This window comes from uncultured Shewanella sp. (genome assembly GCF_947501225.1).
Lineage (GTDB): Bacteria > Pseudomonadota > Gammaproteobacteria > Enterobacterales > Shewanellaceae > Shewanella.
In genome coordinates this window covers 590,483-609,518 of the sequence record NZ_CANMUW010000001.1, presented here as the reverse complement: position 1 = coordinate 609,518, position 19,036 = coordinate 590,483, and the positions used below count along the sequence as shown (strand labels likewise).

General features: G+C 47.1%; 17 protein-coding genes and 2 tRNA genes. 8 read left to right on the top strand and 11 right to left on the bottom strand.

Features of this window, described 5'->3' with window-relative positions:
• Window positions 1-13: 13 nt before the first annotated feature.
• The 3 genes from pspC to pspA are packed head-to-tail and all read right to left on the bottom strand — an operon-like array spanning window position 14 to window position 1,339.
• Entirely contained in the window at window positions 14-409 is a 396-nt protein-coding gene (gene pspC, locus Q1B47_RS02510; protein ID WP_299788103.1) for an envelope stress response membrane protein PspC, read from the bottom strand.
• Window positions 402-635 carry an envelope stress response membrane protein PspB gene (pspB, locus tag Q1B47_RS02505; RefSeq protein ID WP_299788100.1) on the bottom strand — a complete coding sequence of 78 codons (234 nt, stop codon included), beginning with the start codon at window positions 633-635 and terminating at the stop codon, window positions 402-404. Before pspB ends, pspC begins: the two co-directional genes overlap by 8 nt.
• 20 nt (window positions 636-655) lie before the next feature.
• Complete coding sequence (pspA, locus tag Q1B47_RS02500; protein ID WP_299788097.1) at window positions 656-1,339, bottom strand: phage shock protein PspA; 684 nt, start codon at window positions 1,337-1,339, stop codon at window positions 656-658.
• Between the two features lie 177 nt (window positions 1,340-1,516).
• Between pspA and pspF the strand changes: the two genes are divergently transcribed.
• From pspF to Q1B47_RS02460, 8 genes are all read left to right on the top strand, one after another.
• Window positions 1,517-2,584 (top strand): phage shock protein operon transcriptional activator, encoded by a 1,068-nt coding sequence (pspF, locus tag Q1B47_RS02495; RefSeq protein ID WP_299788094.1) that lies wholly within the window; start codon window positions 1,517-1,519, stop codon window positions 2,582-2,584.
• Between the two features lie 85 nt (window positions 2,585-2,669).
• Window positions 2,670-4,310 (top strand): ABC transporter substrate-binding protein, encoded by a 1,641-nt coding sequence (locus Q1B47_RS02490; RefSeq protein WP_299788091.1) that lies wholly within the window; start codon window positions 2,670-2,672, stop codon window positions 4,308-4,310.
• Entirely contained in the window at window positions 4,310-5,341 is a 1,032-nt protein-coding gene (locus Q1B47_RS02485; protein ID WP_299788088.1) for an ABC transporter permease, read from the top strand. Before Q1B47_RS02490 ends, Q1B47_RS02485 begins: the two co-directional genes overlap by 1 nt.
• Window positions 5,328-6,218, top strand: a complete 891-nt coding sequence (locus Q1B47_RS02480; RefSeq protein ID WP_299788085.1) for an ABC transporter permease subunit — start codon at window positions 5,328-5,330, stop codon at window positions 6,216-6,218. The genes Q1B47_RS02485 and Q1B47_RS02480 overlap by 14 nt, the downstream gene beginning before the upstream one ends.
• 17 nt (window positions 6,219-6,235) lie before the next feature.
• Window positions 6,236-7,249, top strand: a complete 1,014-nt coding sequence (locus tag Q1B47_RS02475) for an oligopeptide/dipeptide ABC transporter ATP-binding protein (protein WP_299788082.1) — start codon at window positions 6,236-6,238, stop codon at window positions 7,247-7,249.
• Window positions 7,224-8,009 (top strand): ATP-binding cassette domain-containing protein, encoded by a 786-nt coding sequence (locus tag Q1B47_RS02470; RefSeq protein ID WP_299788079.1) that lies wholly within the window; start codon window positions 7,224-7,226, stop codon window positions 8,007-8,009. The genes Q1B47_RS02475 and Q1B47_RS02470 overlap by 26 nt, the downstream gene beginning before the upstream one ends.
• 151 nt (window positions 8,010-8,160) lie before the next feature.
• On the top strand, window positions 8,161-9,363 hold the full coding sequence (gene fabV / locus Q1B47_RS02465; RefSeq protein WP_299788076.1) for an enoyl-ACP reductase FabV: 1,203 nt from the start codon (window positions 8,161-8,163) through the stop codon (window positions 9,361-9,363).
• A gap of 152 nt (window positions 9,364-9,515) precedes the next feature.
• Window positions 9,516-9,725 (top strand): molybdopterin-binding protein, encoded by a 210-nt coding sequence (locus tag Q1B47_RS02460; protein ID WP_299788073.1) that lies wholly within the window; start codon window positions 9,516-9,518, stop codon window positions 9,723-9,725.
• Window positions 9,726-10,107: 382 nt separating this feature from the next.
• On the opposite strand, the gene Q1B47_RS02455 is transcribed toward Q1B47_RS02460, so the two are convergent.
• The 8 genes from Q1B47_RS02455 to Q1B47_RS02420 all read right to left on the bottom strand — a co-directional run bounded on the left by Q1B47_RS02455 (window position 10,108) and on the right by Q1B47_RS02420 (window position 19,003).
• On the bottom strand, window positions 10,108-11,973 hold the full coding sequence (locus tag Q1B47_RS02455) for a SurA N-terminal domain-containing protein (RefSeq protein ID WP_299788069.1): 1,866 nt from the start codon (window positions 11,971-11,973) through the stop codon (window positions 10,108-10,110).
• Window positions 11,974-12,181: 208 nt separating this feature from the next.
• On the bottom strand, window positions 12,182-12,454 hold the full coding sequence (locus Q1B47_RS02450; RefSeq protein ID WP_012141891.1) for an HU family DNA-binding protein: 273 nt from the start codon (window positions 12,452-12,454) through the stop codon (window positions 12,182-12,184).
• 259 nt (window positions 12,455-12,713) lie between these two features.
• A complete protein-coding gene (gene lon / locus Q1B47_RS02445) occupies window positions 12,714-15,071 on the bottom strand; it encodes an endopeptidase La (RefSeq protein ID WP_299788059.1) in 2,358 nt (785 codons plus the stop codon).
• Between the two features lie 151 nt (window positions 15,072-15,222).
• A complete protein-coding gene (clpX, locus tag Q1B47_RS02440) occupies window positions 15,223-16,500 on the bottom strand; it encodes an ATP-dependent protease ATP-binding subunit ClpX (RefSeq protein ID WP_299788056.1) in 1,278 nt (425 codons plus the stop codon).
• An 83-nt stretch (window positions 16,501-16,583) separates the two neighbouring features.
• On the bottom strand, window positions 16,584-17,195 hold the full coding sequence (gene clpP, locus Q1B47_RS02435; protein WP_299788053.1) for an ATP-dependent Clp endopeptidase proteolytic subunit ClpP: 612 nt from the start codon (window positions 17,193-17,195) through the stop codon (window positions 16,584-16,586).
• Window positions 17,196-17,285: 90 nt separating this feature from the next.
• Window positions 17,286-18,590, bottom strand: coding sequence for a trigger factor (tig, locus tag Q1B47_RS02430; RefSeq protein WP_299788050.1), 1,305 nt, complete (start codon window positions 18,588-18,590; stop codon window positions 17,286-17,288).
• 252 nt (window positions 18,591-18,842) lie between these two features.
• Window positions 18,843-18,918, bottom strand: a tRNA-His gene (locus tag Q1B47_RS02425).
• An 8-nt stretch (window positions 18,919-18,926) separates the two neighbouring features.
• A tRNA-Arg gene (locus tag Q1B47_RS02420) sits at window positions 18,927-19,003 on the bottom strand.
• Window positions 19,004-19,036: the final 33 nt, after the last annotated feature.

Below are 19,036 nucleotides of genomic sequence, written 5' to 3'. Positions count from 1 at the left end.
CCCATTGGAAGGATTAAAGATTGTTGATCTCTTGTTTGAGGTCGAAGCTATCTGACGTGACATGGCGTTCCAACTTTTGAAGCCTTATTTCTAAACTTCGAAATTGTGCATTCACATCCCGAAGTGCCATTTTTGCAGGCTCTCCGGCTTGCCAGACTTTCTTCTTCACCTCTATATCTTTGTGCGCTGATTTATTTTTTTCGGTACCGGGCTTTATATCTAATATCATCCATAACAAAATATAGATAACTAAAACAATCCCCGAACCACCCAGTAAAAAAATTGATGCCGCTAAAACTCTCACAAGCCAGGTTTCAAAGTTAAAGTAATCGGCTATCCCTGCACATACTCCAGCAATTTTACCTGATTGAGGAATTCGGTATAAGGTACGCCCATTAATTTCACTCATCCCGGCTCCTCCATTGTGGCGACTCTGAGTCTAAAATCGATTCCAATGTATCTATTCGTTGAGCCATCTTGTCGGCTCTTGAGATAAGTTCATTGAGCTGAGAATACTCCTCTTCAGTAAGTCCCTGGCTCACTTGACGCTTACTGCGATAGTGAAGAATCAGCCATATGGGAGCCACGATTATCATAAAAATAATAATTGGGGCCATTAAAATATCCGTGTTCATAACTCACCTCTGAATTGTAATTACTTAGACTTGGTTTTGCTCTTATTTCCTTTTACCTTTGCCTTAAGTGCTTCAAGTTCTGCGGCAACTGAATCTTCAGCTTCAAGAGCTGCAAACTCATCACTCAAACTCTTTTTATTACCCAGGTCATAGGCTTCTACCTGCGACTCCAACCCCTCAACACGACGCTCATACTGCTCGAACTTATTCATCGCATTATCGATCTTACTGGAATCGAGTTGACGCTTAACGTCTAAACGGGAAGAGGCAGTTTGCTTACGCATAATAATAGTCTTCTGACGTACCTTTGCGTCTGCTAACTTCTCCTGAAGAAGGTTAACCTCCTCTTTAAGACGAGCGATCTGCTCCTCCACCATAACCAACTCTTGCTCTAACGTAGCAACAAGTTCGCTGGCCTTCTGTTTCTCGGTCAGGGCGGCTTTAGCCAGATCTTCACGGTCCTTAGACAGAGCCAGTTCCGCTTTATCCTGCCAGTCCTGCACCTGAGCCTGTACTTTAGAGATGCGACGAAGTAACTCTTTCTTTTCGGCTAACACCTTCGCCGATGTAGAGCGAACCTCGACTAGCGTGTCTTCCATCTCCTGAATTATCAAGCGTACCATTTTTTCCGGATCTTCGGCTTTATCCAGTAGTGCACTGATGTTTGAATTAATGATATCTGCGAAGCGAGAGAAGATTCCCATAATGCTGTCCTTTAATTAACGTTGGTTTCGAAGATATTAATCCACTTTCTGTGCCAACTTTTCATATTTCATAAAATACAGGTACTTAACCAATATATTAACTTTTTCTTTCTTTTATTAACAGAGACACTTATTATTAATTTCACCACTTATTAGCGTGAAAGACTAAAACTTACTGTGCCAAATCAATTTCAGCAAGATAACCTCATCGGACAGTCCAATGCACTCCTTGAAGTGCTTGAGCACGTTTCTCAAGTTGCGCCTCTATCGAAACCGGTATTGATCATCGGTGAGAGAGGCACAGGCAAAGAGTTGATCGCCGAGCGATTACACTACCTGTCCAAGCGATGGGATCAAAACTTTATCAAGCTAAATTGCTCATCACTCAGTGAGAATTTACTCGAAAGTGAGCTATTTGGCCACGATGCCGGTGCATTTACCGGTGCGAGTAAGAAACACGAGGGACGATTCGAACGCGCTAACGGCGGTACCCTCTTCCTCGACGAGCTGGCAAATACCTCGGGGCTTATTCAGGAGAAGCTGCTACGTGTCATAGAGTATGGTGAATTTGAACGCGTAGGTGGCAGTAAAACGGTGCAGACAGATGTAAGACTTATCTGTGCAGCCAACGAAGATCTCCCCTCATTGGCAGATGCTGGTGAATTTAGAGCCGATCTGCTCGATAGACTGGCCTTCGATGTTATCACCTTGCCACCACTGCGCCACAGAACGGAAGATATCATGCCACTGGCCGAATATTTTGCGATAGGCATGGCAAGACAGCTTAAACTGGAGTTATTTGAAGGCTTCAGTCCTGCTGCAACACAGCAACTGATGGAGTATTCATGGCCGGGGAATATCCGTGAAATAAAGAACGTGGTCGAACGCAGTGTCTATCGTAATGCAGAAGTTCAGGCCCCTATCGCCAATATTATTCTTGACCCCTTTGCCTCTCCTTATCGACCGACACAGAGAGTCAAGACCCTGGAACGCCAACAGGCCGCGCCCCAGCAGGAATCGACGCCATCACAACAGGCTGAACAAGCAGCCCCACAGCCCCCGGCTAAAACCATTACATTCCCTATTGATTTCAAAGAGCACTGTGAAGGACTCGAAGTTAATCTGCTGAAACAGGCGTTAGAAGCCGGCCAATTTAATCAAAAGAAAACCGCCGAACTCTTAGGTTTAAGCTATCATCAGCTGCGTGGGATCTTAAAAAAATACAACCTTCTCGACAAAACTTAACACTCATTAATAACATATGTTCATTGCCGATCGCTTATTTGCACTGCTAAAATGACCGACAAAGTTCTGAACAAATGATTTTTTGATGAGAGTGCTGATTAAGCGTCTGTCTGCCTACTCCACAGTTGCATGCATATTCTGCCTGCTTACCGGCTGTGGACCGCAGTATGTCCCACCGGGATTGGTTTATTGCTCCGAGGGTAATCCTGAGTCTTTTAACCCTCAACTCGTAACCTCTGGTACGACTGTCGATGCCACCTCGCAACAGATCTATAATGGATTGGTCGACTACGATGCTGATTCGGGAGAGATAGTTCCGGCTTTAGCCACCGATTGGCAGATAAGCAACGATGAACTGACCTACACTTTTCAACTAAGAAAAGGAGTGAAGTTTCATCACTCCCCCCTGTTTACACCGTCAAGAAACTTTAACTCGGATGATGTGCTCTTCTCGTTTAACAGAATCATCGATCCCAACCACCCCTACCACGGCGTGTCCAAGACCGGATATCCATTCTTTCAGAGTATTGGTTTCGATAAGCAGATCAATAATATTGAAAAAATCTCAGACTATGAGGTTGCCTTTCACCTCAATAATAAAGACGCCTCTTTTCTCTCTAATTTAGCGGCAGGTTTTGCGGTGGTCTTATCCCAGGAGTACGGACAACACCTGATAGCACAATCGAGCAAAGCGACCTTAGATAGACTCCCCATAGGCACGGGTCCTTTCCGCTTCGTTCAATATGTTAAAAATGAATATATTCGCTACCACAGGAATGAAGAGTATTGGCGAACCTTACCCGATGCCGAGCTGCTGGTATTTGATATCACTCCCAAGAGCACCTTGCGTCTGGCGAAACTGATCACCGGCGACTGCTCAGTTTCCGCCCTGCCCAAGGCTGGTGAACTCCCGGTGGTACTTGACCATGAAGCCCTGGAGATAGACTCCCAACCTGGCTTCAATGTCGCGTTTTGGGCATTTAACACCCAAAAGGCCCCCTTCGATGATGTCAGAGTCAGAAAAGCCTTAGCCCACGCCGTGGACAGGGATAATATTCTCAGAGCCGTTTATCAGCAAACCGCTGTCGCAGCCACCGGCATGCTGCCCCCCATGTCCTGGGCATACTCTGAACATGGCAGTATTATCGAATACGATCCTCAAAAAGCGAAACAACTACTCGAGCAAGCAGGCATCAGCGACTTGACCGTAGATATCTGGGCTATGCCTGTTGCCAGGATCTATAATCCTAACGCTCACAAAACTGCCGAACTCATTCAGGCAGATCTCGCTAATATTGGGGTAAAAGTCAATATCGTCAGTTATGACTGGAGCGTGTTCAATCAAAAGTTGAGCCGCAGGGAGTATGACTCAGTCTTAATCGGCTGGAATGCCGATAACAGCGACCCCGATAATTTTTTCACTCCTATCCTCAGTTGTGCATCTGTCGCCTCAAACAGTAACCGCTCTCGTTGGTGTAACCCCAAGTTTGATGACATTCTCGCCAAAGCCAGAGCAACCACATCCAGAGGGGAGCGTAAAGTCTTATATCAGCAGGCCGAAGCCATGTTTGCCAGGCAGTTACCTATGTTGCCATTTGCCCATGCAACCCGGCTCTCCTTGAAACATAAGGATGTGAAGCAGAGTAAACTGACACCTTTTACCGGCATCTCATTCACTGGTCACGACAGTCACAACGCAGATCAACCCACGGAGGTGAAGCAGTAATGGCAAGTTACCTTATTCGCAGACTCAACCTCTTTCTGGCAACCTCCTTCGTGCTGTTTGTCGTCCTCTTTATCGTTACCAGCCAATTTCCGGTTGAAAAGAGGTTTGCACTAACCGGTCTGCATTCTCCAACTGCCGAGCAGATTGAGCAGATAGATAGAGACTACCGACTCGATGATGGACAGATGCTGCAGTTCTTTGCATACCTGAAACAGAGATTAAGCGGAAACTTAGGCATTTCGGCGACATCCCAGCGCCCGGTCGCCGAAGAGTTGGCGGCGGTTCTTCCCCCCTCTTTTGAGTTGGCAGCGGTGTCCGCATTGCTGGCACTGACATTAGGGATCCCGCTTGGAGTGCTCGCCTCTTTGAGCAAACACAAGATAACCCAGCACACGATAATGGCAATAACCTTAACGGGTTACTCTATTCCGGTATTTTGGCTGGGATTGACCTTCTCCCTCTGGTTCGGCGTGCAGCTCGGCTGGCTTCCCATCTCTGGGCAACTTAACCTGCTCTATGAGATAGAACCGGTAACCGGCATCATATTGATTGATACCTTGCTATCGGATTCCCCCTATAGTGGCTCGGCATTTATCGATGCGCTGCTGCACATCATTCTCCCGGCAATAACCCTCGCCGTACTGCCGTTCACCGTTGTAGTCAGAATTACCCGAGCGGCAATAATCACCATTATGGATCAAACCTATATCAAGGCCGCTGAGGCTCGCGGCCTGCATACTTCGCGTGTTGTACTGCGTCACGCACTTCCCAATGCGTTGATTCCGGTGTTGAAAAACCTAGGTTTAATGCTGGGTTCGTTCGCCAGTTACACCATGGTGGTAGAGGTGATTTTCGCCTGGCCCGGTGTCGGAGCCTGGCTGGTATCAGGCATCTATCAACGTGACTATACCGTTATTCAAGGTGGTGTATTGGCCGTAGCACTGATCATCATCTTCATCAGCATCATGATCGAAGTAATGCATACAGCCATTAACCCCCTCAGCAGGAAAGAACTCTATGCCACAAATTAAGATCTACCAGGAAGATGATATTCCATCTCCGATGATGAAGATCTGGCACTCTTTTTCCGATAACCCTTTTGCATTTGCAGGGTTATGGGCCGTTATCGGCATATTGTTACTCTCAATATTTGGCCCTTTCATTGCCCCATATGCGCCGGAACAGCAAGATCCCCATGCTCTGCTGCTCGCGCCATCCTGGGATCCGGCCGGCACCGTCGAACATTTCCTCGGAACCGATGATCTGGGAAGAGATATCTTCAGCCGTCTGTTACATGGCGCGCACCTGACCTTCGGTATGGCGTTGGGAATAGTGATGACAGCATTGACGCTGGGCTTCATTATCGGCGCAGTATCTGGAATGATGAAAGGCCTGAAATCCAGTATCTTAAGCCACCTTTTGGATGCCCTCCTCTCTATTCCGTCACTGTTGATGGCGATTCTCGTTGTCGCTGTGATGGGACCGGGCCTGGATAATGTATTCTGGGCGGTCGGAATCGCCCTGACACCTCAGTTTGTACGCGCCATTCATCAAGCGGTTCATGAGGAGTTACAAAAGGAGTATGTCACGGCGGCGAAGCTCGATGGTGCTAATCCGTTTCAGATCTTCTGGTATGTTATTATGCCTAATGTCTGGGACACAGTGATCATTCAGACCACACTGGGCATATCGGCCGCGATTCTGGATATCGCTGCACTGGGCTTTTTAAACTTAGGTGCACAGGCTCCCAGCCCCGAATGGGGGGCAATGGTGTCACAGGGGATGGATAACCTATTAACAGCCCCATGGACGGTAACGATTCCAGGCATTGCCATTTTGTGCAGTGTTCTTGCAATTAACTTAGTCGGCGACGGCTTGAGATCGGCGCTTTCGCCTATCAATAACTAAGCGTAAATATTACTGCTATGCCACTACTTGATATTCGTAACCTAACTATCGAACTCGACACCCCCCATGGGCGTGTCAAGGCTCTGGAAAGGGTCAGCCTGACGATTAACCCCGCCGAAATACACGGCTTAGTAGGGGAGTCAGGCTCCGGGCGAAGTTTGCTAGCGAGAGCCATTTTGGGGATCCCCGGGCACAATTGGTGTATAACAGCCGATCGTATGATGTGGGATGGCCATAACCTGATGGATATGAGTTCCAAGGAGAGACGAAATCTTATGGGCAGTGAAATTGCCATGATATTTCAAGATCCATCCAGCAGTCTGGACCCTGTCATTGTGGTGGGTGACCAACTTATCGAAGCCATGCCGGAAAACAAGAAACTACTGTTTTGGCAGCGGGCAAAAGATAAGAGGCGTACGGCAGAGAAATGGCTACACAAGGTTGGCATCAAAGATACCCAGAAGGTGATGACCAGTTATGCATGGGAACTTTCAGAGGGCGAATGCCAGAAGGTGATGATTGCAATCGCGGTGGCTAACCAGCCCAGACTGCTTATCGCCGATGAACCCACCAACTCAATGGAGGTTCATACTCAGGCTCAAATTTTCAGGCTGTTAAGAAAGCTCAATCAGCTGCAGAATGTATCGATACTGCTTATCAGTCATGAGCTGGAGACCCTATCCATTTGGTGCGACCAGCTATCTGTCATGTATTGCGGTCAAATAATGGAGTCGGGGCCGACGGCCGAAATTATCAGCCAACCCTATCATCCATACACCAAGGCCCTGCTCGACAATATTCCGGACTATTCCGGAGATGTGGAGCATAAGTCTATGATGAAAACCTTACCAGGCTCGGCACCTGCACTGCAACACCTGCCGATTGGTTGCCGCCTGGGCCCCCGCTGCCCGCAGGCGCAGAGAAGGTGTGTCGGCCAGCCTAATTTGTGCCACAAGAAGAATCGCTATTTTGCCTGCCATTTTCCATACCATGAAGAGCCATGTAATGACGACGCCACTACTACAAGTTAAAAACCTCAGTAAGCGCTTCTTTACCGGCTACAAGCGGTTCAGACGCAACTATAATCAGGCTCTGGAGCCAGTCTCATTTGAGCTCAACAAGGGTGAGACTCTGGCGATTGTCGGAGAGGCCGGCTCGGGCAAGAGTACACTGGCCCGAATTCTCGTAGGCGCCGAGACCCGAACCGGCGGTGAGATCTACTTCGAAGGTGACGCGCTGGAGACCCGGAATCTGAAACAGAGATGTAAACTGATAAGGATGATTTTTCAGGATCCAAATACGTCTCTCAACCCCAGATTGACTATCGGTGAACTCCTCGATGAACCATTAAAGTTCAATACCGATCTCGATGAGAAACAGAGAAAAGAACAGGTAGTAGACAGATTACGCAAGGTGGGATTACTCCCGGAACATGCCGAATTCTATCCGCATATGATCTCTGAAGGGATGAAACAGCGGGTAGCCGTTGCGCGAGCCTTGATGCTAAACCCCAAGATCATCATCGCCGATGAAGCCTTAACGGCACTGGATCTATCGGTTCGCTCCCAGATCCTGAACTTACTGCTGAAGCTACAAAAAGAGATGGGACTCTCCTATATTTTTGTCTCCCATAACCTCAATATTATTCGCCACTTCAGTGACAAAATTATGGTTTTACACAAGGGGCAGATGGTTGAGAAAGCCACAACAGAAAACTTGTTTAACTCTCCCCGACATGAATATACCCAGAGGTTAATTCAGGAGCAGGCGCTGCTAAACCCGAAACGTTAATCTTAGTCGGCATAGCCCCCTCCGGGGAGCTCAACATTGAGTCGTTGAACTGCTCCAACCACTGGATAATTTATCAAAATTTGCGAAAAATAAGTGCCATTTCACTTTTGATTAATTATCCTATCGACACTTTTTTAAGAGAAGCAGAAAAATGATAATCAAACCTAAAACACGTGGCTTTATCTGTACCACCACTCATCCTGTTGGTTGTGAAGCTAATGTACTCGAACAGATCAATACCACTAAAGCTAAAGGTGTACTCACTAACGGCCCGAAAAAAGTATTAGTTATCGGTTCTTCTAGTGGATATGGTCTATCTTCACGGATCGCTGCCGCATTCGGTAGTGGCGCTGCGACTCTGGGTGTATTTTTTGAAAAGCCCGGGACTGAGAAGAAACCGGGCACGGCTGGCTGGTACAACTCAGCGGCATTCGATAAGTTTGCAAAAGCCGAAGGTCTTTACTCTAAGAGTATCAATGGTGATGCATTCAGCCATGAAGCTAAGCAAAAAACGATCGACCTGATCAAAGCAGATTTAGGCCAGATCGATATGGTGGTCTACTCTCTTGCCTCACCGGTTCGTAAGATGCCTGATTCGGGTGAGCTGATCCGTTCATCTCTTAAGCCTATCGGCGAAACATATACTGCAACTGCTGTCGATACCAATAAAGACCTGATCATCGAAACCAGCGTTGAACCTGCTACCGAGCAGGAGATAAAAGATACTGTCACAGTTATGGGTGGTGAAGATTGGGAGCTTTGGTTAGACGCGCTTTCTGAAGCCGGCGTTCTCGCCGATGGGTGTAAGACCGTCGCCTACAGCTATATCGGAACCGAACTCACCTGGCCAATCTACTGGAATGGCGCATTAGGCAAAGCCAAGATGGACCTGGACCGCGCAGCAAAAGCGCTTGATGAGAAACTATCGGCAAGTGGCGGCAGCGCCAATGTCGCCGTACTTAAGAGCGTAGTGACTCAGGCAAGCTCGGCAATTCCGGTTATGCCTCTGTATATCGCCATGGTCTTTAAGAAGATGCGTGAAGAGGGCTTACATGAAGGCTGTATGGAGCAGATCAACCGTATGTTCGCTGAACGCTTATACCGTGAAGATGGGCAGGCTCCTCAGGTAGATGAGGCTAATCGTCTGCGCCTCGACGATTGGGAGCTCCGTGAAGAGATCCAGCAACATTGTCGTGATCTGTGGCCTTCGGTAACCACGGAAAACTTAGCTGAGTTAACCGACTATCGTGAATATAAGGATGAGTTCTTAAGGCTGTTTGGTTTTGGTATCGAAGGCGTCGACTACGAAGCCGATGTCAATCCCGAAGTTAACTTCGACGTTGAGCAGTTTTAAATCCCTTTAATTATTTTTTAATCACCTGTTATTAAAGAATATTTTCTAAATGTGCGTCACTTCTAAAAGTGGCGCATTTTTTTTATTTAAGACTCCATCACCCTCATATATTCAACTACACTTGAGCCAACTTAATAGTAGAGGAAACTAAAATGAAAATCAGTGCACGTAATTCACTCAATGGTACCGTTAAAGCGATTGAAGAGGGCTCAGTGAACAACGAAGTGGTTATCGAACTCGCTCCAGGTGTTGAGATCACTTCAGTAGTGACTAAAGCTTCTTGCGAACAACTCGGCCTCAAGGTTGGCGGCAGTGCATATGCAGTGATCAAAGCCAGCAATGTTATGGTAGCAGTGGATTAATCACGACATAACGCACTACAATGCAATATATCAAAGATATATTGCATTGATACTCCCCTACTCTGGTTTCACCACCTTTACCCCTCCAGTTAGCTCTCAAGCAGTCAACGAGTCAGCTGCACCTATACCATATTCGTTAGACTAACGCTCTATGGACAATTAGCACCGCCACTTCGTCCCGAGTAGGGCCGAAGAGTATTATGCTATCTGCTAAGTCACTATCGCGAGAAAACGACAAGAGAGCCAAACTCAGAAGCCTTTCTGCTTTAACGCATACGGTAAATTCATAAATTAACCTCTCCAGCTTCACCATTGAATGATTCGCAGACATAAAAAAAGCCAGCAGATGCTGGCCTTTTATCACTGAATGAACGAATGTTCGTTATTGCGCCGATGAGTAAAGCACTTCACCATTGGCTTTCAGTGTTGCGATAACGGCTCTGTAGTCACCTTCGCTATATTGAGCGCTTAATCTCTGTTTCAAAGAGTTCAGCATGTTGTCATCGATAGCTTCGGCCGCATTAACCTTATCCAGCACAACTACGGCATAACCGGAAGCCAGCGCTACGGTGTCAACAACCGGAGTCGTACTCGGCTGAGCCATCTGGAAAGCCTTGCCAACGATAGCACCATCGATCTCCTGATCGAAACGACCCAATTTAACCTTAGTGATAAAGTCTGCGCCAGCAGAGTCAGAGTTGAATGATGTCATCAGCTCCTGAGCCTTAGCTCTGGCGACCTCATTTGCCTGCTCCTGTTGCAGACGCTCAACGATAGCCGACTTGACCTTGCTGAACTCAACCGTACCTGCAGCCGTATGAGACTTAATACGAACAACCATCGCATGGTTAGATTCAATCTCAATCACATCACTGTTCATACCATCCAGTAATACGCTGGCCGAGAATGCTGCCTTCAGGACCTCAGGATTATCGAAAGGTGCCGGTGCACTGTTTCTGGAAAATACAGGGGTAGACTTAACTTCGACACCTAACTCCTGCGCCGCTTCACTGAGTGTGTCAGGGACTTCATAGGTCACATCGGCAAGAGTCTGATGCAGACCGAAGTACTGATCTATGGCCTGCTTCTCTTTAAGCTGGGCAATAATCTTATCCTTCACATCTTCAAACGGCGCTTCAGCACCTGGCTGAACGCCCAGTAACTTGATGATGTGATAACCGAAGCTGGTCTTAACAACGTCAGAGTAGGCACCCTCAGACAGAGAGTAAAGTACATCGTCAAACGCCGGTTCCATCACGCCCTGTTCAAACCAATCCAGTTGACCACCCTGTTCACCACTGAAGGTATCTTCAGATTCAGCCTTGGCTAACTCGGCGAAATCTTCTCCCGCTTGTAGCTTAGCGTAGATAGCGTCGGCTTTCGCCTTGGCAGCAGAGTCATCATCGCCCAAGCTAACTAAGATATGTGCCGCTAAACGTTTCTCAGCCTTGAGGTACTGTAGCTTGTTCTCATCATAATAGGCTTGCGCTTCAGCATCTGACACAGTGACATTGTCAGCCATATTTTTAGCATTAAGCTCGATATATTCGAGGCTAACAGTTTCCGGACTCATAAACTGGGCCAGGTTAGCATCATAATATGACTTTGCCTGCTCATCTGTTACATCGGCAGAGGCTATGAAAGGGGTTGCATCGACAACATGATAACGGATATCACGGGTCTGGCCTTGAATATCAGCAAGGTAGCTTGCTTCACCGGGAAGAACAAACTCAGAACCAACTAAAGAAGCGACCAGCTGACGGCGGGTCATGTCTGTGCGCATCATGTTTTTGAATGATGTCGCCTGATAGCCCAGCTGACGTAAGATAGCTTGATATCTGTCATTATCGAATTGACCATCGGTCTGGAATGCAGGCTCTGTCATGATGGCATTTTTGATCTGCGCATCAGATACACGAAGACCTAGTTCAGCTGCAGTCTGGTCCAATAGTTTTTCGGCAACAAGGCGTTCTAAAACGCTTTGCTTTACACTCGATAGATACTGTTCATCAGCCGACAATGCTGCAAACATCTCGCCTAACTGCTGCTCTAATCGAGCACGTTCATTCTGATAGGCTTGCTCTAAGGCTGATTCACTGATCTCTTCACCATTGACGACGGCAGCGGCTGCCTCGGTAGATGAACCCAGGTAACTACTCACGCCAGTAAATGCAAAGGAAAGTATTACCAGAACCAGAATGCTTTTTGCAATCACGCCCTGTGAGCCTTCGCGAATCTTTTCTAACATCTGATATCTCGCTCGTTGCGATTAATAAATAAAAAGGCGCATCACTTTTGGAGATGCGCCTTTTCGTAAACTTTAGCTGGTTAGCATATATGTGTTGCTAAGTGCCTAGCTTGTCTCATTTTTCGTAAAAAGCACCGCCAAAGCAGTGCTTGTCATTACGAAGCTCTTTATGAAAGCTAAAAGCCTTACAAAGGGCGGTAAAACTGATTTAGTTTACAGCGTCTTTCAGAGCTTTACCTGCTTTGAATGCAGGAATGTTAGCTGCTGCAATTTTGATCTCTTTACCCGTTTGTGGGTTGCGACCAGTACGCTCAGCGCGTTGACGCACTTCGAAAGTACCAAAACCAACAAGAGAAATCTTATCGCCTTCTTTTAAGCCGTCAGTTACAGCGCCAATGAAAGAATCCAATGCACGGCCTGCAGCGGCTTTAGAAATGTCAGCACCAGAAGCGATTTTCTCGATTAGTTCAGATTTGTTCATGTCATCCCCTTGAATGTAATTTTTTGCGCCGCAACCAAATCCTTCTCTGGAGCGGTCTGCGGAGGCTTTTATAACAAGCTTGAATCTAAAGTTCAAGATCTATAGGAAAAGCAAATAAATAAAATTGGATTTAGCTCAAAACCAGTTGCCATAAGGGCTTGAGAGGCTTGAGCTATCCACGGACCTAGGCTACCACAGGTAGAGACTTTAAAAAGCCCCTTTTTGCATTTTTTTTAATGCAATCCTGCATTTTCTTGCGTTAGCCCATACTTTCGACAACTTCGAAGCCTTCAACTGGTCGTTCCAACGCCAATTTAAGCACTTCGTCTACCCAACGTACCGGATGAATCTTCAAATCGGCAACAACATTTGCCGGGATCTCTTCCAAATCTCGTTCATTTTCCTTTGGAATCAATACGACTTTAGTGCCACCACGGTGTGCAGCCAGTAATTTCTCCTTCAGCCCACCGATTGGAAGTACCTCACCACGTAAAGTAATTTCCCCCGTCATCGCCACATCGGCCCGTACAGGGTTGCCCGTCAGACTCGATACTAACGCCGTGCACATTGCGGCGCCGGCAGAAGGTCCATCTTTAGGCGTAGCACCTTCCGGCACGTGAACGTGAATATCACGCTTTTCGTAGAAGTCAGGGTTGATTCCCAGCTGTTCGGCGCGGGCACGGACCACAGTCATTGCGGCCTGAATCGATTCCTGCATCACATCACCGAGTGAGCCGGTATAGGTCAGTTTTCCCTTACCCGCAACGGAAGTTGCTTCTATGGTCAGGAGATCACCGCCCACTTCAGTCCAGGCAAGTCCGGTTACCTGACCAATCTGGTTATTCGACTCGGCTTTGCCGTAATCACATCGCTGTACCCCGAGGAAAGACTTGAGGTTGTCCTGATTCACATCGACATGCTTCACACTCTTATCGAGGAGGATCTGCTTAACCACCTTACGGCAGATCTTAGACAGTTCGCGCTCCAATGCACGCACACCCGCTTCGCGTGTGTAGTAACGGATAATGCCGATAATAGCGCTATCGTCAACCGTCACCTCTTTGGCTTTCAGCCCGTTTCTCTCGATCTGCTTCGGCAGCAGATGCTGCTTAGCGATATTGAGCTTCTCATCTTCCGTGTAACCCGATAGACGAATGACTTCCATACGATCCAGCAGCGGACCCGGAATGTTCATCGAGTTTGATGTTGCGACAAACATTACATCAGACAGGTCGTAATCGACCTCCAGATAATGGTCACTGAAAGAGGAGTTTTGTTCTGGATCGAGCACTTCGAGCAGTGCCGAAGCCGGGTCACCACGCATATCGCTGCTCATCTTATCGATCTCATCGAGCAAAAATAGCGGGTTCTTTACACCGACTTTAGACATCTTCTGAATGACTTTGCCCGGCATAGAACCGATATAGGTACGACGGTGTCCTCGGATCTCCGCTTCATCGCGTACGCCACCTAAGGCAACACGAACATATTTGCGTCCGGTCGCCTTGGCGATGGACTGACCGAGGGAGGTCTTACCTACACCCGGTGGGCCCACTAAGCATAAGATAGGTCCTTTGAGCTGCTTAACACGACTCTGGACCGCCAGATACTCGAGGATGCGCTCCTTGACCTTCTCCAGTCCGAAATGATCGGTATCAAGCACATCTTGCGCCTTCGCCAGGTCACGCTTAATTTTCGAACGCTGGCGCCAGGGCACCGAGATCATCCAATCGACATAGCTACGAACAACTGTTGCCTCGGCCGACATAGGTGACATCATCTTCAGCTTATTCAGTTCAGCAGTCGCCTTATCTTTGGCTTCCTCCGGCATTTTAGCTTCATCAATCTTCTTCGCTAAGCTTTCAAATTCGTCGTGAGACTCATCGATATCGCCCAACTCTTTCTGAATCGCCTTCATCTGCTCGTTGAGATAATACTCACGCTGGCTCTTTTCCATCTGCTTCTTGACGCGAGAGCGGATGCGCTTCTCAACCTGAAGAAGATCGATCTCTGACTCCATCATCGCCATCAGGTATTCGAGTCGTTCGGCTACATCTACCATCTCGAGCACAGATTGTTTATCTTCGAGCTTAAGTGGCATATGAGCAGCCATAGTGTCGGCTAAGCGTGGCGCTTCGTCGATACCCGACAAAGAGGTCAATACCTCCGGCGGAATCTTCTTGTTGAGCTTAATGTAACCTTCAAATTGCCCTATCGCGCTGCGAACCAGCACCTCCTCTTCCTTTTCAGGCATAGGTTCTGATTCCAGATACTGCGCCGTAGCGACGAAATATGAGGTTTCACTGGTATACTTTTCGATTCGGGCACGTTGTCCCCCCTCGACTAACACCTTTACAGTACCGTCTGGCAACTTCAATAACTGTAAGATAGAGGCGACGGTCCCCACCTCAAAAATGTCATCACTGCTTGGGTCATCAAGTTCAGCATCTCGCTGAGCTACTAAAATAATCTGCTTATCTTGCTCCATTGCCGTTTCAAGGCAACGAATAGATTTTTCCCGTCCGACGAATAACGGAATTACCATATGGGGATAGACCACCACATCTCTCAGTGGCAGTACGGGTAGTTCGATTCGCGCTTCACGCTCTTGTGTCATAGCTCGATTCCGTTTGATGATAATACTAATCAGTATATTGGGATGAGTTCGCGGTTTTCAATGGTGATCAACTAATTATATAAGCCGAGAGTACAAAAAAGGAGCCATATAGGCTCCTCTTTAATTTCGGACTGGTTTAGCAGCTGAATTATTACTCAGCACCTGCCGCTTGAGACTCACTATTTTCATAGATGAGTATAGGAGTCGATTCTCCTTTTACCACAGATTCATCGATAACAACTTTGGCCACATTTTCGGTCGATGGCAGGTCATACATGATATCCAGTAATATACCTTCAACGATCGAACGAAGACCACGAGCACCGGTTTTACGCGACATCGCTTTCTGCGCGATGCTCTTGAGCGCATCTTCACGGAACTCAAGCTCTACACCTTCCATTTCGAAAAGTGCACCAAACTGTTTGGTCAACGCGTTCTTTGGCTCAGAAAGGATCTGAATCAGAGCCGCATCATCGAGTTCTGCAAGTGTCGCTAACACAGGTAGGCGGCCGATAAACTCAGGGATCAGACCATATTTAACCAGATCTTCAGGCTCAACCTGCATCAAGGTATCTGAGATAGTCGCCTTGTCATCCTCGCCTTTGACCTCGGCACCGAAGCCGATTCCGGTTCCGGTATGAGAACGCTGCTCGATCACCTTCTCGAGTCCCGAGAAAGCACCACCACAGACAAACAGGATCTTAGAGGTATCTACCTGCAAGAACTCCTGCTGAGGATGTTTACGTCCCCCCTGTGGAGGCACGGCCGCTACCGTACCTTCAATCAGCTTAAGCAGCGCCTGCTGTACACCTTCACCGGAAACATCACGGGTAATCGAAGGGTTATCTGATTTACGACTGATCTTGTCGATCTCATCGATATAGACGATACCGCGCTGAGCCTTCTCAACATCATAGTCACATTTCTGGAGCAACTTCTGAATGATATTCTCAACATCCTCACCGACATATCCAGCTTCGGTCAATGTCGTTGCATCAGCCATAGTGAAAGGTACGTTCAAGAATCGAGCCAGCGTCTCTGCAAGCAGTGTCTTACCACTACCCGTAGGACCGATTAGCAGGATATTACTCTTACCCAGCTCTACACCATCTTTAGGGCTTGCATTTTTTAAGCGCTTATAGTGATTATATACCGCTACAGAAAGGACTTTCTTAGCCTTATCCTGTCCGATCACATAATCATCCAAATGCGCTCTCAACTCCTGTGGAGTTGGTAACTTATCTTGATCTTGTTTCGGTGAAATCTCTTTGATCTCTTCCCTGATTATATCGTTGCAGAGCTCGACGCACTCATCACAAACATATACTGAAGGGCCAGCGATGAGTTTACGTACCTCATGTTGACTCTTTCCACAAAAAGAGCAGTACAGTAGTTTCCCACTATCACCGTTACTTTTGTTGTCGCCCATTACACTACCTCTTGAACAGTCTGCAAGACTGTCTAAATCATCTTATTGCCCTAAACTCAGCATAGCTCAGGCAAAGGCAAAAATCAGCCTCGTTTGCTCAACACTGAGTCAACGAGTCCATACTCAGCCGCTTCGGCTGCGCTCATAAAGTTATCTCTATCGGTATCACGCTCAATAATTTCCAGCGGCTGCCCCGTATGTTCGGCCAACATCTGGTTTAGTTTATTCTTGATACCTAAGATCTCCTGAGCATGAATCGCGATGTCAGAAGCCTGGCCCTGGAAACCACCCAATGGTTGGTGAATCATCACTCTTGAATTTGGTAGACAGTGACGCTTACCTTCGGCACCACCGGCGAGTAGGAAAGCGCCCATACTGGCGGCCTGACCGATACAAACCGTACTTACGTTTGGTTTAATAAACTGCATTGTATCGTAAATCGCCATGCCTGCGGTAACCGACCCACCAGGAGAGTTGATATAGAGGTAGATATCCTTATCAGGGCTCTCAGATTCCAAAAACAGTAACTGCGCAACGATAAGGTTAGCCATGTGCTCTTCAACCTGCCCAACCAGGAATATTACACGCTCTTTTAACAGGCGAGAATAGATATCGTATGAACGTTCACCTTTCGCGGTTTGTTCAACCACCATAGGAACAAGTGCATTGAGTACTGATTCTGGTGCATTTTGCATTATTAATATTCCCTAAATAAAAACGGCTCGCATGAGGAACCTCATACGAGCCATTATAAATGGTGAACAACCATTTAAGTCAAGCTAAGCTTAGCCCTGTTGAGTAGCCTTGTTCATAAATTCTTCAAAATTGACTGGTTTTTCAGTTAATTTTGCAGTTTTTAACAAAGCTTCAACCGCCTGCTCTTCAAGAGCAACGTTGCGCATGTTCTGCATCATCTCTTCGTTGCCATTGTAGTATGCAATAACTTCACTTGGATCTTCATAAGCTGAAGCCATAGAAGCGATAAGTGCCTGTACACGATCATCTTCTGCTTTCAGTTCATTAGTCTTGATAACTTCACCAAGTAACAGACCTACTTTAACACGACGCTCAGCTTGTTCGGTGAACAGGTCAGCCGGTAGCTCAGGCATGTTAGCAGCCTGGTCACCGAAACGTTGCATAGCCTGCTTACGTAGAACTTCAACTTCACCTTCGATAAGTGGCTTAGGAAGCTCGATATCGTTCTGCTCCAGCAGACCGTTAAGTACTTGCTCTTTAACGTTTGCTTTAAGTGCCTGCTCTAACTCACGACCCATGTTCTTACGGATCTCAGCTTTAAGCGCTTCAAGGCCACCTTCGGTCACGCCGAATAGCTTAGCAAACTCATCGTTAACTTCAGGAAGGTTAGCTGCCAGTACTTCTTTCAATGTGATAACGAAGTTTGCAACTTTACCTTTTAGGTTTTCTGCATGGTAATCTTCAGGGAAAGTGACTTCGATATCGAACTCTTCACCTGCTTTATGACCTTCAACACCCGACTCAAAACCAGGGATCATGCGACCAGAACCTAGTTCCAGTTCGAAATCTTCAGCTTTGCCGCCTTCGAACTCTTCACCGTCGATTGAACCAACGAAGTTGATCTTTGCTTTATCGCCAACAGCCGCTTCACGCTCAACCGCTTCGAAAGTAGCGTGTTGCTTACGTAGAGTTTCAATCATTGTATCAACGTCAGCGTCAGTCACTTCTGAAGTAGGCTGCTCTACAGTGATAGCTTCCAGACCTTTTAGCTCTACTTCTGGGTATATTTCGAAAGTAGCAACAAAGTTGAAGTTTTCAGCATCAGTTTCACCGGCAACAAATGTTGGTGCACCAGCTGGGTTCAATTTCTCAGCGATGATCGCTTCAACGAAATTGCGCTGCATGACTTCACCAGTAATATCTTGACGAATTGCCTTGCCATAACGCTTGTTGATGACACTTACTGGTACCTTACCTGGACGGAATCCTGGGATACGAGCACGCTTAGCTTCGTTTTTTAAACTATCATTAACAGCCTTTTCAATCTGCTCTGCAGGAACAGAGATGGTCAAACGGCGCTCTAGGCCTTGTGTTGTTTCAACAGAAACTTGCATTGTTTTACCTCAAAATAAGTCTAACGTCTTTTCTAATAGTCGAAAAATCAACTATTAAGGAATTCGTTTCTTGATCTTAAAATTTGACTAGCGTGCCCATCACAACTGAATTTCGGCCCTAGTCGTTCTAATTGATATTTATCAAGACGCGACATTATAGCCACGCTTTACAGCAGAGTCGACCTCAAAACGTGAATTTCAGGCGTAAAAAAAGCGACCTAAGGTCGCTTTTTTACTTTCTTCATAAAGAAATGGGGTGACTGATGGGGCTCGAACCCACGACAACCGGAATCACAATCCGGGGCTCTACCAACTGAGCTACAATCACCACTGATATGGTACGCCCGGCAGGATTCGAACCTGCGGCCATCCGCTTAGAAGGCGGATGCTCTATCCAACTGAGCTACGGGCGCTTCGAAAATGAGTAAACTCACATCCTGAATTAG

Bases quoted from the DNA above. Each gene is read 5' to 3' on its own strand.
- fabV (WP_299788076.1), top strand. From the start codon at position 8,161: ATGATAATCAAACCTAAAACACGTGGCTTTATCTGTACCACCACTCAT.
- clpX (WP_299788056.1), bottom strand. From the start codon at position 16,500: ATGGGCGACAACAAAAGTAACGGTGATAGTGGGAAACTACTGTACTGC.
- Q1B47_RS02475 (WP_299788082.1), top strand. From the start codon at position 6,236: ATGCCACTACTTGATATTCGTAACCTAACTATCGAACTCGACACCCCC.
- Q1B47_RS02485 (WP_299788088.1), top strand. From the start codon at position 4,310: ATGGCAAGTTACCTTATTCGCAGACTCAACCTCTTTCTGGCAACCTCC.
- Q1B47_RS02490 (WP_299788091.1), top strand. From the start codon at position 2,670: ATGAGAGTGCTGATTAAGCGTCTGTCTGCCTACTCCACAGTTGCATGC.
- Q1B47_RS02480 (WP_299788085.1), top strand. From the start codon at position 5,328: ATGCCACAAATTAAGATCTACCAGGAAGATGATATTCCATCTCCGATG.
- Q1B47_RS02460 (WP_299788073.1), top strand. From the start codon at position 9,516: ATGAAAATCAGTGCACGTAATTCACTCAATGGTACCGTTAAAGCGATT.
- tig (WP_299788050.1), bottom strand. From the start codon at position 18,590: ATGCAAGTTTCTGTTGAAACAACACAAGGCCTAGAGCGCCGTTTGACC.
- lon (WP_299788059.1), bottom strand. From the start codon at position 15,071: ATGACACAAGAGCGTGAAGCGCGAATCGAACTACCCGTACTGCCACTG.
- Q1B47_RS02470 (WP_299788079.1), top strand. From the start codon at position 7,224: ATGACGACGCCACTACTACAAGTTAAAAACCTCAGTAAGCGCTTCTTT.
- clpP (WP_299788053.1), bottom strand. From the start codon at position 17,195: ATGCAAAATGCACCAGAATCAGTACTCAATGCACTTGTTCCTATGGTG.
- pspB (WP_299788100.1), bottom strand. From the start codon at position 635: ATGAACACGGATATTTTAATGGCCCCAATTATTATTTTTATGATAATC.
- Q1B47_RS02450 (WP_012141891.1), bottom strand. From the start codon at position 12,454: ATGAACAAATCTGAACTAATCGAGAAAATCGCTTCTGGTGCTGACATT.
- Q1B47_RS02455 (WP_299788069.1), bottom strand. From the start codon at position 11,973: ATGTTAGAAAAGATTCGCGAAGGCTCACAGGGCGTGATTGCAAAAAGC.
- pspC (WP_299788103.1), bottom strand. From the start codon at position 409: ATGAGTGAAATTAATGGGCGTACCTTATACCGAATTCCTCAATCAGGT.
- pspA (WP_299788097.1), bottom strand. From the start codon at position 1,339: ATGGGAATCTTCTCTCGCTTCGCAGATATCATTAATTCAAACATCAGT.